This is a genomic window from Bradyrhizobium sp. CCGUVB1N3 (assembly GCF_024199925.1).
Classification (GTDB): domain Bacteria; phylum Pseudomonadota; class Alphaproteobacteria; order Rhizobiales; family Xanthobacteraceae; genus Bradyrhizobium.
On the sequence record NZ_JANADR010000001.1, the window covers coordinates 2,486,774 to 2,503,946 of the forward strand.

The 17,173-nt window shown below is 66.1% G+C and carries 12 protein-coding genes; 6 read left to right on the forward strand and 6 right to left on the reverse strand.

Annotation, left to right across the window (positions count from 1 at the left end):
* The first annotated feature begins 118 nt into the window (after positions 1 to 118).
* The gene (locus NLM33_RS11840) at positions 119 to 2,449 is read left to right on the forward strand and encodes a PAS domain-containing sensor histidine kinase (RefSeq protein ID WP_254096218.1); all 2,331 of its coding nucleotides are present in this window, start codon (positions 119 to 121) and stop codon (positions 2,447 to 2,449) included.
* 6 nt (positions 2,450 to 2,455) lie between these two features.
* Here the strand turns inward: NLM33_RS11840 and NLM33_RS11845 are convergent, their stop codons facing one another.
* Positions 2,456 to 3,349, reverse strand: a complete 894-nt coding sequence (locus tag NLM33_RS11845) for a LysR family transcriptional regulator (RefSeq protein WP_254096219.1) — start codon at positions 3,347 to 3,349, stop codon at positions 2,456 to 2,458.
* A gap of 227 nt (positions 3,350 to 3,576) precedes the next feature.
* Between NLM33_RS11845 and NLM33_RS11850 the strand changes: the two genes are divergently transcribed.
* Genes NLM33_RS11850 through NLM33_RS11870 form a run of 5 tightly spaced genes read left to right on the forward strand, consistent with a single transcriptional unit; the run spans position 3,577 to position 9,542 of the window.
* Positions 3,577 to 4,053, forward strand: a complete 477-nt coding sequence (locus NLM33_RS11850; protein ID WP_254096220.1) for a formate dehydrogenase subunit gamma — start codon at positions 3,577 to 3,579, stop codon at positions 4,051 to 4,053.
* Positions 4,050 to 5,606 (forward strand): NADH-quinone oxidoreductase subunit NuoF, encoded by a 1,557-nt coding sequence (locus NLM33_RS11855; RefSeq protein WP_254096221.1) that lies wholly within the window; start codon positions 4,050 to 4,052, stop codon positions 5,604 to 5,606. Before NLM33_RS11850 ends, NLM33_RS11855 begins: the two co-directional genes overlap by 4 nt.
* Positions 5,607 to 5,616: 10 nt before the next feature.
* Positions 5,617 to 8,490 (forward strand): formate dehydrogenase subunit alpha, encoded by a 2,874-nt coding sequence (gene fdhF / locus NLM33_RS11860; protein ID WP_254096222.1) that lies wholly within the window; start codon positions 5,617 to 5,619, stop codon positions 8,488 to 8,490.
* Between the two features lie 4 nt (positions 8,491 to 8,494).
* On the forward strand, positions 8,495 to 9,319 hold the full coding sequence (fdhD, locus tag NLM33_RS11865) for a formate dehydrogenase accessory sulfurtransferase FdhD (RefSeq protein WP_254096223.1): 825 nt from the start codon (positions 8,495 to 8,497) through the stop codon (positions 9,317 to 9,319).
* Positions 9,309 to 9,542 carry a formate dehydrogenase subunit delta gene (locus tag NLM33_RS11870; protein WP_254096224.1) on the forward strand — a complete coding sequence of 78 codons (234 nt, stop codon included), beginning with the start codon at positions 9,309 to 9,311 and terminating at the stop codon, positions 9,540 to 9,542. Before fdhD ends, NLM33_RS11870 begins: the two co-directional genes overlap by 11 nt.
* Here the strand turns inward: NLM33_RS11870 and NLM33_RS11875 are convergent.
* The 5 genes from NLM33_RS11875 to NLM33_RS11895 all read right to left on the reverse strand — a co-directional run bounded on the left by NLM33_RS11875 (position 9,517) and on the right by NLM33_RS11895 (position 17,171).
* Positions 9,517 to 12,486: a bifunctional [glutamine synthetase] adenylyltransferase/[glutamine synthetase]-adenylyl-L-tyrosine phosphorylase gene (locus tag NLM33_RS11875; RefSeq protein WP_254096225.1), complete on the reverse strand. Its 2,970-nt coding sequence runs from the start codon at positions 12,484 to 12,486 to the stop codon at positions 9,517 to 9,519. The two genes, NLM33_RS11870 and NLM33_RS11875, sit on opposite strands and share 26 nt — an antisense overlap.
* On the reverse strand, positions 12,483 to 13,943 hold the full coding sequence (locus tag NLM33_RS11880) for an ATP-binding protein (RefSeq protein WP_254096226.1): 1,461 nt from the start codon (positions 13,941 to 13,943) through the stop codon (positions 12,483 to 12,485). Before NLM33_RS11880 ends, NLM33_RS11875 begins: the two co-directional genes overlap by 4 nt.
* Entirely contained in the window at positions 13,927 to 14,607 is a 681-nt protein-coding gene (locus NLM33_RS11885) for a response regulator transcription factor (protein WP_254105763.1), read from the reverse strand. Before NLM33_RS11885 ends, NLM33_RS11880 begins: the two co-directional genes overlap by 17 nt.
* 271 nt (positions 14,608 to 14,878) lie before the next feature.
* The gene (locus tag NLM33_RS11890) at positions 14,879 to 16,456 is read right to left on the reverse strand and encodes a Do family serine endopeptidase (protein WP_254096227.1); all 1,578 of its coding nucleotides are present in this window, start codon (positions 16,454 to 16,456) and stop codon (positions 14,879 to 14,881) included.
* 235 nt (positions 16,457 to 16,691) lie between these two features.
* A complete protein-coding gene (locus NLM33_RS11895; protein WP_254096228.1) occupies positions 16,692 to 17,171 on the reverse strand; it encodes a cytochrome c-type biogenesis protein in 480 nt (159 codons plus the stop codon).
* Positions 17,172 to 17,173: the final 2 nt, after the last annotated feature.

Sequence of the window (17,173 nt, forward strand, 5' to 3'; positions counted from 1 at the left end):
TAACGATTCGTTGACTCTCGACAGCCCGCGAAAACTGGATTCAAATCGCTGTGATTCGGAAGCGAGCGGGGGCTTCATTCCGAGTTGTGGTGCAGCAATATCTCTGGGGGCCGAAGGCATGCCGCGCGCAGACGCCGCGAGCGCGTGCGTCCAATCCGATTCGATCAAGGGATTGGCGCAATCGATCGCGAAACCGGCCTACCACCGGCTCCTGATCGCCGAGCCGGCGCTCCGGCGCGCTGTGCCTACTCTCATCATCGCCTTCCTCATCACCATCTGTCTCGGCGCCTTCGTCCAGGTCGTCGACCAGACCCGCCAGAAGCGCCAGGTGATCAAGCACGACATCCAGGCGCTCGCCGACCTGCTCGCCGAGCGCATCGATCGCCTCGCCTCGGTGCGCATGGATCGGCAGAAGAACATCGAGCGTCTGCCGACGCTGTTGCCCGAACTCATTCCCTCCTGGGGCACAGCCTCGGGCCGCCACGTCATCGTCACCTCCGTCGGCACCGACCGCCGCATCCTTGCCCGCATTCCCGTCGACACCGACCCGGCCGGCAACGACCGCCTGCTCGATGCGATCACCACCGCGCAGTTGGTGGCAACGCCGCCGCAACAGAACGACGTCTCCGATCTGACGCTGCCCAGCGGCAACAGCGCGATGGCGATCTCGCGGCCGATCAAGTCGCTGCCCGGTCAGGTCACGGTGATCCAGGAGCGCAACGAGCCGATCTGGGGCTCGGATGCCGCGCTCTCGGTGACGCTGTCGGCGACCACCGGCTTCGTCGTCCTGATTCTCGGCTTCGCCTTCCACTGGCAGTCGACCCGCGCCCGCGAGGGCGACCTGATCAACGACGCCGTGCGCGGCCGGATCGACACCGCGCTCAACCGCGGGCGCTGCGGCCTTTGGGACTGGGATCTTTCCCGCGGCAAGATCTTCTGGTCGCAGTCGATGTTTTCGATGCTGGGCCTCGACGGCCGCAACGAGCTCCTCACCTTCGGCGAGGTCAATGCGCTGGTGAAGTCGGACGACATCGACCTGTTCGCGATCGCCGACCAGCTGATTTCGGGCCAGATCGACCACATCGACCAGAGCTTCCGCATGCAGCATGTCGACGGCCACTGGATCTGGCTCCGCGTGCGCTGCGAGCGCACGCGCGCCACGGGCGATTCCGCCATGCATCTGATCGGCATCGCGGTCGACATCACCGAGCAGAAGAGCCTTGCCGAACGCACGGTGGAAGCCGACCTGCGGCTGCGCGACGCCATCGAGACGATCCCGGAAGCGTTCGTGCTGTGGGACAACAGCGACCGTCTGGTGCTCTGCAACTCGCACTTCCAGCGCCTGCACAGGCTGCCGGACTCAGCCGTCATCCCCGGCACCTCCTACGAGACCGTGCTCGAGGTCGGCCGCATGCCGGAGGTGCGCACGCGCCACAACGAGACCGCCAATCAGGGACCGGGCGCCCGCACCTTCGAGGCGCAGCTCGACGACGGCAGCTGGCTGCACATCAGCGAGCGCCGTACCAAGGACGGCGGCTACGTCTCGGTCGGCACCGACATCACGCGCATCAAGGAGCACGAGCAGAAGCTCGTCGACAACGATCTGCGCCTGCGCGCCACCGTCATCGACCTGAAGCGCTCGCAGGCGGCGCTGGAGCGCCAGACCAACGAGCTCGCCGATCTCGCCGAAAAATACCAGCGCGAAAAGACCCGCGCCGAGGAAGCCAACCAGACCAAGTCGAAATTCCTCGCCAATATGAGCCACGAGCTGCGCACGCCCCTGAACGCGATCATCGGCTTCTCGGAGGTCATGGGAAGCGGCATGTTCGGCGAGCTCGGCAACGAGAAGTACCAGGAATACTGCCAGGACATCCTCACCAGCGGTCACTATCTGCTGGAGGTCATCAACGACATCCTCGACATGTCCAAGATCGAGGCCGGCCGCATGAAGCTCGACATGGAGGAGCTCGACCTGTCGCGCACGCTGGCGGAATCGCTGCGGGTGGTCTCGGGCCGTGCGCAGGACAAGAACCTGACGTTAGACGCCGACATCGAAAGCATCATCTCGGTCGTCGCCGACCGCCGCGCCACCAAGCAGATCATCGTCAACCTCCTGTCCAACGCCGTGAAGTTCACGCCCGACGGCGGCCGCATCGTGGTGCGCAGCCGGCAGCTCGAGGACAAGGTCGTGCTGATGATCGCCGACACCGGCATCGGCATCGCCCCGCATTCGCTGACGCGGCTCGGCCGGCCCTTCGAGCAGGTCGAGAGCCAGCTCACCAAGACCTATCACGGCTCGGGCCTGGGGCTTGCGATCGCCCGCTCGCTCGCCCAACTGCATGGCGGCACGATGCGGCTGCGCTCGAAGATCGACGTCGGCACCGTCGTGCGCGTCACGCTGCCGCGCGATGCCAACAAGGCCGCAGCCAGGATCCCCGCGGCGGCCTGACCCCGATCAGGATCGCAGCGTCGGCGCAACCTCGCGCGCGACGTTGACGAGCGCGGCGATCAGCGGCGTCATCGGGTCGCGCTGCGGGATCACGAGGCCAATGCTGTAGTTGACCTCGGGATCGATGATCGGGATCGAGCGGACGGTATCGGCAAGACCGAGCGTCTCGGCAAGCTTCGCCGGCATCACGCTCGCCCAGCGCCCGGTCTTCACATGGGTGAACAGCACCAGCAGCGAGTTCGACGTCAACGTCGGCGTCGCCTCGGCATTCACCGAGCGCAACGCGCGGTCGATGATGCGGCGGTTCTGCATGTCCGGCGTCAGGAGGCAGAGCGGCACCTTGCCGACCTCCGCCCAGGTCACTGTCTCGCGGTCGCCGAACATCGCATCCGGCGCGGTCAGGAGGCGATAGCTCTCGTTGTAGAGCGGGATGGTGCGCACCTTGCCGATCGGCTCGTTCTCGATATAGGTCAGCCCGGCATCAACCTCGAGATTTTCGAGAAGCCCCAGCACCTCGGACGACGTGGTCGACTGGATGCGGAAACGCACCTCCGGATGCTTGGCGCGGAATGGCGTCGTCAGCGAGGCCACCATGCCGAGCGCGGTCGGGATCGCCGCGATGCGGATCTCGCCGGAGAGCTTGTGCTTCAGCCCGTTGATCTCGTCGCGCATGGCGCGGGCGTCACCGACGATGCGCCGCGCCCAGTCGAGCGCCCGCTCGCCTTCGGGCGTAAAGCCCTGGAAGCGCGAGCCGCGCTGGACCAGCATGACGCCGAGAATCTCCTCGAGCTGCTTCAGCCCGGTCGACATCGTCGGCTGGGTGACGCCGCAGGCCTCCGCGGCGCGTCCGAAATGCCGCTCCTTGGCGAGCGCCAGCAGAAGTTCAAGCTTGTCGAGCAACCGCTATTCCCCCGGGATTCTGTCGTGGCATGCAAGCTATCACGGCCAGCTCCCTCCAACACGCGAAAACGGGCCGCGGCGGGCACAATCATTCGATTTTCGTATCACCCAATTGCAACGACCGATCGATGCGAATTCCCGATCGCAGCATGAGACAGCTTTATTGATTCTTGAACGATTCCAAATACTCATGGAGAGGTCGGTCACCCTCTGATTGAGAATGAAGAATGACGGGGATTCACGAGCCTTGGGACGAAACGCGCGGCGCTGAGATCATCGCCGAACATGCCGGACAGGAGGGCGCGACGCTGGTTATCCTCCATGCCCTGCAAGAGGCCTTCGGCTATGTCCCGGAAGCCGCCATCCCGATGGTCGCGCAGGCGCTCAACCTGTCGCGCGCCGAGGTTCATGGCGTGTTTACCTTCTACCACGATTTCCGCCACAAGCCCGCCGGCCGCCACGTCCTCAAACTCTGCCGCGCGGAAGCCTGCCAGGCAGCTGGCGGCGATGCGCTGGCCGCACGCGCCGAGGCGAAGCTCGGCGTCTGCCTGGGCAACACCACCGCCGATGACCGGGTGACGCTGGAGCCGATCTACTGCCTCGGCCTCTGCGCGACTGCCCCGTCCGCAATGCTTGATGGCCGCCTCGTCGGCCGGCTCGATGAGAAGCGCCTCGATGCGCTGGTTGCGGAGGCACAGCGATGAAGATGCGGATATTCGTTCCCCGCGATGCGGCTGCGATTGCCGTCGGCGCCGACGATGTGGCTACAGCGTTCGAGCAGGCTGCGGAGAAGCGCGGCCAGCCGATCGAGATCGTCAGGACCGGCTCACGCGGACTGTGCTGGCTGGAGCCGATGGTCGAGGTGGCGACCCTCAAGGGTCGTGTCGCGTACGGACCGGTCAGCCCGGAGGATGTCTCCTCCGTGTTCGATTCCATGGCGAGCAACGGACAGCACCCCCTGAGGCTCGGCGTCGCGGACGAGATGCCCTGGCTCAAGCGCCAGACCCGGCTCACCTTCACCCGCTGCGGCGTGATCGATCCGCGCTCGCTCGAGGATTACCGCGCCCATGGCGGTTACAAGGGCCTGGAGCGCGCGCTCTCGCTCGGCCCGGATGCAATCCTCAACGAAGTGACCGCGTCCGGACTGCGCGGCCGCGGCGGCGCCGGCTTCCCGACCGGCATCAAGTGGAAGACGGTCGCGCAAGCCAAGGCGGACCGCAAATTCATCGTCTGCAACGCCGACGAAGGCGACAGCGGCACCTTCGCCGACCGCATGATCATGGAGGGCGATCCCTTCCTGGTCATCGAGGGCATGACCATCGCGGCGATCACGGTCGGCGCGACCAAAGGCTACATCTACATCCGCAGCGAATATCCGCACGCCGTCGAGGCGATGAACGCGGCGATCGCGACGGCCAAGCGCGGCGGCTATCTCGGCGCGAATATCGGCGGGTCTACCCAAAGCTTCGATCTCGAGGTGCGCGTCGGTGCCGGCGCCTATGTCTGCGGCGAGGAGACCTCGCTGCTGGAGAGCCTCGAAGGCCGTCGGGGCATCGTGCGCGCAAAGCCGCCGCTGCCGGCCCATCACGGCCTGTTCGGCAAGCCGACGGTCATCAACAACGTGCTGTCGTTCGCAGCCGTCCCCTTCATCCTTGCCGAAGGCGCGAAGGCCTATGCAGATTTCGGCATGGGCCGCTCGCGCGGCACGATGCCGATCCAGCTCGCCGGCAACATCCGCCATGGCGGACTGTTCGAGACGGCGTTCGGCGTGACGCTCGGCGAGCTCGTCGATGACATCGGCGGCGGCACGTTTACGGGCCGTCCGGTCCGCGCGGTGCAGGTCGGCGGTCCGCTCGGCGCCTACTTCCCCCGTGCGCTGTTCGACACGCCGTTCGATTACGAGGCTTTCGCCGCCCGCGACGGCCTGATCGGCCATGGCGGCATCGTCGTGTTCGACGACAGCGTCGACATGCGCAAGCAGGCGCGCTTCGCAATGGAGTTCTGCGCCATCGAATCCTGCGGCAAGTGCACGCCGTGCCGGATCGGTTCGACCCGCGGCGTCGAGACCATCGAGAAGATCATGCGCGGCGAGCGCGTGAGCGAAAACCTCGCGCTCGTCGAGGACCTCTGCAACACCATGAAATTCGGCTCGCTCTGCGCACTCGGCGGCTTCACGCCCTACCCCGTGCTGAGTGCCCTGAAACATTTCCGGGAAGATTTTGGCCCGGCACCGGCCACCCTTCAGGCCGCGGAATAGGAGAACAACGATGTCTCTGATCGAAGAAATCGACTTCGGCACGCCGCGCTCGAAATCGGAAACGATGGTCACGCTGACCATCGACGGCAATGAGGTCACGGTGCCCGAGGGCACCTCGATCATGCGTGCCGCGATGGACGCCGGCCACCAGATCCCAAAACTCTGCGCGACCGACATGGTCGATGCATTCGGCTCGTGCCGACTTTGCGTCGTCGAGATCGAGGGCCGCGCCGGCACGCCGGCCTCCTGCACCACGCCGGTGATGAACGGCCTCGTCGTGCACACCCAGACCGAGCGACTGAAGAAGCTGCGCAAGGGCGTGATGGAGCTCTACATCTCCGACCATCCGCTCGACTGCCTCACCTGCGGCGCGAACGGCGATTGCGAATTGCAGGACATGGCCGGTGCCGTCGGCCTGCGCGAGGTGCGCTACGGCTATGAGGGCGAGAACCACGTCTTCGCCAAGTCCAACGGCGAGGTCAACGCCGCCTGGATGCCGAAGGACGAGTCCAATCCCTACTTCACCTACGATCCCTCCAAGTGCATCGTCTGCTCGCGCTGCGTCCGCGCCTGCGAGGAGGTGCAAGGCACCTTCGCGCTGACGATCTCGGGCCGCGGCTTCGACAGCCGCGTTTCACCGGGCATGAGCGAGAGCTTCCTCGGCTCCGAATGCGTCTCCTGTGGCGCCTGCGTGCAAGCCTGTCCGACCGCGACGCTGACGGAAAAGTCGGTGATCGAGATCGGCCAGCCCGAGCACTCCGTCGTCACCACCTGCGCCTATTGCGGCGTCGGCTGCGCCTTCAAGGCCGAGATGCGCGGCGAGGAAGTCGTGCGCATGGTGCCGTGGAAGGACGGCAAGGCCAATCGCGGCCATTCCTGCGTCAAAGGCCGCTTCGCCTGGGGCTACACCAACCACAAGGAACGCATCCTCAAGCCGATGATCCGCGACCGGATCGAGGATCCCTGGCGCGAAGTGTCGTGGGATGAAGCGTTCTCCTTCGCCGCAGCGAAGATGCGCGGCATCCAGGCGAAATACGGCCGCGACGCCATCGGCGGCATCACCTCGTCCCGCTGCACCAATGAAGAGACCTATCTGGTGCAGAAGCTGATCCGCGCCGGTTTCGGCAACAACAATGTCGACACCTGCGCCCGCGTCTGCCATTCGCCGACCGGCTATGGCCTCGCCACCACCTTCGGCACCTCCGCCGGCACGCAGGATTTCGACTCCGTCGAGGATACCGACGTCGCCGTCGTCATCGGCGCCAATCCGGCCTCCGCCCACCCCGTGTTCGCTTCGCGCCTGAAGAAGCGGCTGCGGCAGGGCGCCAAGCTGATCGTGATCGATCCACGCCGCACCGAGATGGTGGAATCGCCTCACGTGAAGGCGCTGCATCTGCCGCTGATGCCCGGCACCAACGTCGCGGTCATGACGGCGCTGGCGCATGTCATCGTTACCGAGGGGCTCGTCAACGAGGCCTTCGTGCGCGAGCGCTGCGACTGGAGCGAGTTCGAGGAATGGGCGGCGTTCGTCGCGCAGCCGAACAACAGCCCGGAAGCCACCGCGATCCTGACCGGCGTCGATCCCAAGGCGCTGCGCGAAGCCGCGCGCACTTACGCCACCGGCGGCAACGGCGCGATCTATTACGGGCTCGGCGTTACCGAGCACAGCCAGGGCTCGACCACGGTGATCGCGATCGCCAACCTCGCGATGGCGACCGGCAATATCGGCCGCCCCGGCGTCGGCGTGAACCCGCTGCGCGGCCAGAACAACGTGCAGGGCTCCTGCGACATGGGCTCGTTCCCGCATGAATTGCCGGGCTATCGCCACATCTCAGGCGATGCCGTGCGCGACCAGTTCGAGGCGATGTGGAACGTCAAGCTCAATCCCGAGCCGGGCCTGCGCATTCCCAATATGTTCGATGCTGCGGTCGAAGGCACGTTCATGGGGATCTACGTGCAGGGCGAGGACATCCTGCAATCCGATCCGAACACGTCGCACGTAGTGGCGGCGCTCTCGGCCATGGAATGCGTCATCGTCCACGACCTCTTCCTCAACGAGACCGCCAACTACGCCCATGTCTTCCTGCCCGGCTCGAGCTTCCTCGAGAAGGACGGCACCTTCACCAACGCCGAGCGCCGCATCCAGCGCGTGCGCAAGGTGATGACGCCGAAGAACGGCCTTGCGGATTGGGAGGTCACCATCGGGCTGGCGAAGGCGATGGGCTTCGAGATGAACTACAAACACCCCTCCGAGATCATGGACGAGATCGCAGAGCTGACGCCGACCTTTGCCGGCGTCTCCTACGCCAGGCTCGACGAACTCGGCTCGGTGCAGTGGCCCTGCAACGAGAAGGCGCCCGAGGGCACGCCGGTGATGCATATCGACGGCTTCGTCCGCGGCAAGGGCAAGTTTGTCGTCACCGAATATGTCGCGACCGACGAGCGCACCGGCCCGCGCTATCCGCTGCTGCTGACCACCGGCCGCATCCTCAGCCAGTACAATGTCGGCGCGCAGACCCGCCGCACCGACAACGTGGTCTGGCACGCTGAAGACCGGCTCGAAATCCATCCGCACGACGCCGAGCAGCGCGGCGTGCGCGACGGCGACTGGGTGCGGCTGAAGAGCCGCGCCGGTGAAACCACGCTGCGCGCGGAGATCACCGACCGCGTCGCGCCGGGCGTGGTCTACACCACCTTCCACCATCCGGACACGCAGGCCAACGTCATCACGACCGACTATTCGGACTGGGCCACCAACTGTCCGGAGTACAAGGTCACGGCGGTGCAGATCTCGCCGTCCAACGGACCGTCCGACTGGCAGAAGGCCTATGACGCGCAGGCGCGGCATTCGCGTCGCATCGCGCCGGCCGAGGCTGCGGAGTAGGCCCATGCACGTGGCGGTCCAGGCGATCGATCGTGAGAGCTGGCGCGACGGAGCGGCCTCCGGCGGGACACGGCACGTCCCGGAGGAGACGCCGATCGCGCTGACCTACAATGGCGGCACCTATGCCGTCATGATGGGAACGCCGCAAAATCTCGAAGACTTCGCCGTCGGCTTCAGCCTGAGCGAAGGCATCGTGAAATCCGCCGACGACATCCAGTCGCTCGATGTCGTTCGCCTCGATGACGGAATCGAGCTCCGGATGTGGCTGGCCTCGGAGGATGCCGGACGCACGAGCGAGCGGCGCCGCCACATCGCTGGGCCCACAGGCTGCGGCATCTGCGGCATCGAGTCGATTGCGGAAGCCGTGCGTCCTGCGGCGGTCGTGCCACAGGGGCAAACCTTCACGCCGGAGCAGATCGTGACGGCGATGCAGGGCATTGCTCCCCTGCAAGCGATCAACATGCAGACCCGCGCCGTGCATGCCGCCGCGTTCTGGTCCCCTGCCCGCGGCATCGTCGCGCTGCGCGAGGATGTCGGCCGCCATAACGCGCTCGACAAGCTCGCCGGCGCGCTGGCCCGCAGCCGCACGGATGCGAGCGGCGGCATGGTGCTGCTGACCAGCCGCGTTTCGGTGGAGATGGTGCAAAAGACGGCCGCGATCGGCGCACCGGTGATGGTCGCGGTCTCCGCGCCCACCGCGCTTGCCGTGCGCACCGCGGAAGCCGCCGGCATCACGCTGGTTGCCATCGCCCGGCAGGACGGGTTCGAAGTGTTCACGCATGGCGGCCGCGTGGCCTGCCGTGCCACGGAGGTTGCCGATGTCGCCTGACCGCTTGATCTACATGGCCAACCAGATCGGCAAGTTCTTCCAGAGCCAGGGGCACGACAAGGCCGTGCCGGGGATCGCCGAGCACATCAAGAAGTTCTGGGATCCCCGGATGAAGCGCGCGATCTTCGCGCATCTCGACGCCGGCGGCGCCGGGCTGGAGCCTGATGTTCGCGAGGCCATCGCATCGCTAAAAGAGGCTACTGCCCTTCCAACAGCGCCCTGAACACGCGCCGCACCTCGCTCTGCGTCTCCTTCACGCGCGCTTCGAGCGATGAGAAATCCGGCGCGTCGCCTGCCCGCGCCAACACCCGCTGAAGGTCGACACCGGCGGTCTCCGGCTTGAAGCGGTCGCTGACGCAGAGGCGCAGGATCTGGGTCAGATCGTGGTAAAGCCGCGCTGCCGCGCGCAGGATCTCGGTCTCCGACTGCGCCAGCACGCCGAGCCTTGCGGCGTTCTCCAGCACCTGCATGGTCGAAACGTCGAGAATCCCCGGCTTGTCATGCGCGTGGACGAGCTGGAGATATTGCGCGATGAAGTCGATATCGACCATGCCTCCGGCGGCATATTTGAGGTCCCAATAGTCGGTCTCGCCCTTCTCCTGCGCGATCGCGCGACGCATGTCGGCGACGTCGTTGGCAATCGTGACGGGATCGCGCCGCCGCGTCAGCACCTCGCGGATGACGGCCTCGATCCGCTCCCGAAACTCCGGCGAAGCCGACACGACGCGTGCGCGCGTCAGCGCCATGTGCTCCCAGGTCCAGGCTTCGTGGGCCTGATAGTCGGCGAAGGAGGCGGCGCTGGAGGCCACCGGGCCTGCACGCCCCGAGGGACGCAGCCGCATGTCGATGTCGTAGAGCACGCCGTAATTGGTCCGCGTCGTGAAGGCGCTGATCAGGCGCTGGGTGAAGCGCGCGAAATAATGCGCGCCCTGGAGCGACTTTGGTCCGTCTGAATCCGGATTCTCGCCGTCGAAATCATAGAGCAGGATCAGGTCGAGATCGGACGACGCCGTCATCTCGCGGCTGCCGAGCCGGCCCATGGCGACGATCGCTGTCTCCTGCCCCTTGATCCGGCCATGCTGGCTGGCAAAGCGATCTGCGACCAGCCCGTGCACGGTGTGCACGATGCCCTCCGCGACGTCGGCGAAGGCGGTACTCGCCTGTTGCGCAGAAACTGTGCCCGAAAGGATGCGCGTGCCGATCAGGAACAGGCTCTCCTGTCCGAACAGGCGCAGCCGGTCGAGGAACTCCTCGTAGGAATCGGCATCTCGCACCGTGGCTGCAAGCCGCGCGGACAACTCCCGCTGGTCCGGCATTGCGCCGAAGAAGCGCGGATCGATCAGGCCATCCATCAATTGCGGCTGCCGCGCCAGCATCTCGCCGAGCCGGGGCGCGGCGCCCAGCACCAGCGCCACGAGGGCAACGAGATCGCGGTTCTGGCTGAGCAGCGTGATCAGCCGACCGCCGCGCTGCAAGGCCTGGAGGAAATGGTCGAACGCTGCGACCGCGCGGTCCGGCTCCTCGGCATGGGCAAGGCCGTCGATCAGGGCCGGTACGAATTCGACGAAGGCGCCACGGGTCGCCTCGTTACGGAACACGCGGTAGTCGCCGGTGATCCAGTCGCGCACCGTCTGTGCGACGGCGGCGGGCTTCTTGAAGCCGAGCGTCAACAGCTGCTGCAACAGGCGCGGATCGTCGGGGCCGGTGCCGTAATCAATCGCCGGCAGCTTTGCCGTGCCGGTCGGATCGCCCTCGAACAGTTTCTCGTAATGACCCTGTACGATCCCGAGCTGACGCAAGAGGTCGCACGCAAAGGCCTCGCGACTCTCATAGCCATAGAACCACGCCAGGCGCTCCACGGCCTCCTTGTCGTCAGGCAAGGCATGGGTCTGCTCGTCGGCGATCATCTGGAGGCGATGCTCGACCCGGCGCAGGAAGTGGTAGGCGGCGGTCAGCTCATCGCGGGCCTGGTTGGTGATCCAGTTGCTGCTGGCGAGCACGTCGAGGGCGGTCAGCGTCGGCCGCACCCGCAATCCCGGATGACGGCCCCCGGCGATCAATTGCTGGGTCTGGGCGAAGAACTCGATCTCGCGGATACCGCCACGCCCCACCTTCACGTTATGGCCTTCGACCGCGACCTCGCTCTGGCCGCGATAGGTCTGCATCTGCCGCTTCATGTCGTGAACGTCGGCGAGCGCGGCGAAGTCGAGATGCTTGCGCCAGACGAACGGCGCGATGTCGGCTAGCAGCGCTTCGCCGGCTTTCAGGTCGCCGGCGCAGGCGCGAGCCTTGATCATGGCCGCACGCTCCCAGGTACGCCCTTCCCGCTCGTAGTAATGCAGCGCTGCGTCGCGCGAGATCGCAACTTGCGTCGAGGACGGATCGGGCCGCAGCCGCAGATCGACGCGGAACACGTAGCCGTCATAGGTGCGCTGTTGCAGCAGGCGCGCGAGCCCCTGCGTCACCCGCACGAAGAAGGGCTGCGGCTCGATGTCGGACGCAAGCGTCGTCGCGTCGGGATCAAAGAACACGATCAGGTCGATGTCGCTGGAATAATTCAGCTCGCCCGCGCCCATCTTGCCCATCGCCAGCACGATCAGGCCGCAACCTTCTTCCGGAGCTTCTTCCGGATTGGCCGGCAGCAGCTTGCCGCGTGCGGCGTCCTGCCGCAGCAGGAACCGGAGCGCGGTCTGGACCGACGACACCGCGACGTCGGTCAACGCCGCCGTCACCCGCATCACCGGCCAAACGCCGCCGATGTCGCAGAGCGCGATCAAGAGCGCCGCCTCCGACTTCATGCGGCGGAGCAGCCGCATCACCTCGGCTTCCTCGATGGCGGCGAGCACGGCGCGTCTGGCGTCGTCGATCAGCGATGCCAGATGTGCATCGGGATCGCACGCCAGCAGCCGGATCAGCCGCGCCGGATCGCCGCGGATCAACTCGAACAGATAGGGCGAGAATTCCGCGATGCCGGCCAGGATCGGACGAACGAAGGGACGATCGAGCAGCGCCGCGATCGCAGCAGCCTGCTGCGGCTCGAGCTCGGCGAGCCAGTCACGAAGACGCTGTTCGGCGGTGGCGGAAGCGGCAATATGGGGACCTTCCGCGAAGCGCGCGGCCAGACTTCCACCATGCTTGTCCGCGTTTCCCGGCGCGGAGAGATTCATGCCACCTTCTGTGGCACATCCGGTATTGGAGGAGCAACCCTCTCGCCGGCCCCGGCGCGGGCGGGCAGGACCAGCGTGGCGATGAGGCCCGGATGGGCATCGCCCAACTTCAGCTCACCGCCATGCAGCGTTGCAACCGCGGCGGCAAGGCTGAGGCCCAGGCCCGAGCCCGGCAGCGTCCGGCTCGCCTCGAGCCGCACGAAACGCTCCACGGCGTGCTTGCGATCACCTTCCGGAATTCCGGGGCCGCGATCGGTGACGCTGAGCAGCACGTGATCGCCCTCGCGCCGAGCCTCGATGAGGATCTGGCGGCTGTCCATGCTGACCACGGTTCCAGCGGACTGCGCGACCGGCTTGCCATATTTGATCGCGTTCTCGACCAGATTGGCGAGCGCCTGGCTGATCAGCTCGCGATTGCCGTGGACCGGCGTCGGCTCAGCCTTCACCTTCAACGTCATGCCGTCGTCCTCGGCGAGCGGCTCGTAGAGCTCGTGGATGCCGCCGGCGACATCGGAGGCGTCGAAATCGTCCATGTTGCCGCGCGCTTGGCCGGATTCGGCGCGCGCGATCATCAGCAGCGCATTGAAGGTGCGGATCAGCCCGTCCGATTCCTCGATGGTCCGCTCCAGCGCCGCGCGGTAGTCAGCCTCGCAGCCCGATTTCGCCAGCGCCTCCTCGGCGCGGTTGCGCAGGCGCGTCAGCGGTGTCTTCAAGTCATGGGCGATGTTGTCGGAGACTTCCTTCAGCCCCACCATCAGCGCCTCGATCCGCTCCAGCATGGCGTTGAGGTTTTCCGCGAGCCTGTCGAGCTCGTCGCCGCTGCGTCCCACAGGCAAACGTTCACTGAGATCGCCGGTCATGATGCGATGCGCCGTGCCGCTCATCGCGTCAATGCGCGTGAGCACCCGGCGCGCGACGAAGATGCCACCGCCGAGGCCGAGCACGACGACGATCAGGATCGACCATTGTGCGGCCTTGGCGACGATGCCGAACAGGCGCCGCCGCTCGGCGAGGTCGCGGCCGATCAATAGGCGGAAGCCGTTTTCCAATTCGGTGACGCGCACGAGCGCGCGATGGTCGCGGTCATCGGTATCCTCGATACGCCGGTACGCGGTCTCCGACCAGCCGCGCGTCGCCATCACGCCCGGCGCCAGCGAGCCGACATTGCCGGCGATCGCCTGGCCCGCCGGCGAGGTCACGAGATAGAGGTTGGCGCCCGGCCGCAACGCCCGATATTCGATCGCCCGCACGAGGCCGAACATGCCGCGGAGACCGTAGATCTCGTTGATCTCCGAAGTCTCCGCATTCACCGTCTGGGTGATCTCTTCCGTGATCAGCCGCCGCGTATTCCAGGCGAAATAGCCGAGCAGCGATGCGGCAAAGATCGCGAACAGGAACAGGTAGACCAGCGTCAACCGGAACGCGGTCGTTCGTATCAGCTTACCGAATGCCGTCACGGATCATGTACCCCGCGCCGCGGATCGTGTGCAGCAGCGGCCGATCGAACCCCTTGTCGATCTTGGAGCGCAGCCGCGAGATGTGCACGTCGATCACGTTGGTTTGCGGATCGAAATGATAGTCCCAGACGTTCTCCAGGAGCATGGTGCGCGTCACCACCTGCCCTGCATGCTTCATCAGATATTCGAGCAGCCGGAACTCGCGCGGCTGAAGCGTCAGCTCGTCCTTGCCGCGGGCGACGCGATGGGAGAGCCGGTCGAGCTCGAGATCGCCGACGCGATAGACCGTATCCTCGGCGGGACCGCCGCGCCGGCGCGACAGCACCTCGACGCGCGCGAGCAACTCGGCGAACGAGTACGGTTTCGGCAGATAATCGTCGCCGCCGGCACGCAGGCCCTTGATGCGGTCGTCGACCTGGCCGAGCGCGGAGAGAATCAGCACCGGCGACGAATCGCCCTTTTCGCGCAGGGCGCCGATCAGCGACAGGCCGTCGCGCTTGGGCAGCATGCGGTCGACCACCAGCACGTCGTAATCGCCGCTCTCGGCCATGGCGAGGCCTTCCTCGCCGTCAGAGGCGTGGTCGGCGATGTGACCGACTTCGCGAAACGCCTTGACGAGATAATCGGCAGATTCGCGGTCGTCTTCGATGATGAGGAGGCGCATCGTGCGGTCGGCGGCGGTCAAGGAGGTCAGCCCTTCTGTCAACATGGCGCGGTCGGCAATCGCATGCAAGCGGAGCGGAAGATTCTCGAACCGGGAAAAGAGCGGGCGGTGAAGCTGGGGGACCTCACCGCCCTTAGGCCCTTCCGACGGAGGGGGGCGTATTCCACCGGAAGGTAGGTTGGGGAAGCGGTGTTGCTCCGCCCCCCTGAAGGGGGCCCGCGGCGGGGGCGACTAATGCCGGCGGCTCCCTTCATCTCGTAACTCCTGATCCTCAGCCCTTGGCGAGGGGGACTGCGACGAAGCGCGACTGGCCGCCGCTCTTCACGCGCATCAGGACGCTGTTCTTGTTGTCGGTGCGCGCCGCGTTGATCGCGTCACGCACGTCGCCGGCGGTGCTCACGCTCTTGCCGGCGACCTCGAGAATCACGTCGCCTTCCTTGAAGCCGCTCTCGGCCGCGGCGCTCTTCGGATCGACCTCGGTAACCACGACGCCGTCCTTGCCGGCGCCAGCCACGCTGTTGGCCGGGGCAACCGTCATGCCGAGCTTCGGCACGTCGGTGCCGCGGGTCGGCGCCTTGCTGTTGTCGTTGTCAGTGTCGGCCTTGGCCTCCACCGTGTTCGGCAATTGGCCGAGGGTGAGGTTCACGACCTTGTCCTGGCCCTTGTGCAGCACGTTGAGCTTCACGGTCGCACCGGGCGCCATGCCACCGATGGTGCGGGCAAGCTCACGGGCATCCTTGACGGACTCGCCGTTGACCGAGGTGATGACGTCGCCGGACTCGATGCCGGCCTTCGCCGCCGGACCGTTGGCCTGCGGCTCCGCCACCAGGGCGCCTTCGGCCTTCTTCATGCCGAGGCTGTCGGCGATGTCGGAGGTCACGGGCTGGATCTGCACGCCGATCCAGCCGCGGCTGACCGAGCCCTTGTCCTTGAGCTGGGCCACCACGCTCTTCACGGTCGCGGCCGGAATCGAGAAGGCGATGCCGACGCTGCCGCCGGAGGGTGAGTAGATCGCGGTGTTGACGCCCATCACCTCGCCGTCGGTGTTGAAAGCCGGACCGCCGGAGTTGCCCTTGTTCACGGGCGCGTCGATCTGGATGAAATCGTCATACGGACCGTTGCCGATGTCGCGGCCGCTGGCCGAGACAATGCCCGCGGTCACGGTGCCGCCGAGGCCGAAGGGATTGCCGACCGCCAGCACCCAATCGCCGATCCGCGGCTTGCCGTCGGACAGCTTTGCGAACGAGAAGTTGGAGCCGCCCTCGACCTTGATCAAGGCGAGGTCGGTGCGCTGGTCGGTGCCGATCACCTTGGCGCTGTAGGTCTTGCCGTCGTCGGTCGTCACCTCGACCTTGTCGGCGCCGTCGACCACGTGGTTGTTGGTCACGGCAAAGCCGTCGGCCGAGATGAAGAAGCCCGAGCCCTGGCCGGTGACGGCACGCCCGCCGCCGCGCGGTCCGCGCATGCCCGGGATCCCGTCCTGCCCGCCGAAGCGGCGGAAGAAGCGCTCCATCGGCGAGCCCGGCTGGAACGGCGAATCATCACCGTCATCGTTGCTCGCGGCCTTCTCCTTGATGTTGACCTTGACCGAGATCACCGAGGGTTTGACCCGCTCGACGATGTCGGCGAATCCGATCGGACGTTCGACCTTGCGGACCTCCGTGTTGACCTGCGCATGCGCCGGACTCGAGAACAGGTCGGACGGCGACGTCGACGGGCTGAAGCCATAGACGGCAACGCCCAGGCCGGCGACCACCGAGGCCATCAGCGCGAGTTTGCGGGCAACGAGCAGCGACCGGCGGGGCTGCCGGTACGACGGGAGGGACGAAAGGTCGGGGCGTTCGGTCATGCAGGGATCTCCAGGGCCTTGAATCTCTTTTGGCGCTGCGCAGGCAACGCCTTACGGCTTCAAGATGGGGATTTGCGCCTTACGGCGCGCTGGCGGCGGGGTTAAACTTTTGTAATGAAGCCGCAAATACCTGCGGCAGTTTAACGCAGGCCAAAAACCATGATTTCACAGGAACTTAAGGAAGTTCCGCGAACGGCGCGGTGCTTCCTTTTGTTCCCTTCGAGGAGCGCGAACGCTAGCCCGATTTCGCCTCGTCGGACATCAGCGCTGCGAGCTTCGCTTCCTCGTCGGGCGTGAGCGGCGGCGGCACATTTACGTCGCCTCGCGAGCGGCGCCGGATCTGAAGCCAGAGGGCGATACCGCCCGCGCCCAATGCGAGCGGCGTGAGCAGCCATAGCAGCAAGGTCTGCCGCTCGAAGCGCGGCTTGAGCAACACGAACTCGCCATAGCGCGCCACCAGGAAATCGATCACCTGGGAATTGCTGTCGCCGGCCGCGATCCGTTCGCGCACCAACAGGCGCAGGTCGCGGGCGAGCGGCGCGTCGGAGTCGTCGATCGACTGGTTCTGGCAGACCATGCAGCGCAGCTCGCGCGACAATTCGCGCGCGCGCGCCTCCTTCGCAGGATCCGCCATGATCTCGTCGGGCTGCACGGCAAAGGCCGCCGGCAGCCCCAAGAGTGCAAGTGCAAGGATCACTGCGATCATCCGGCGCATCG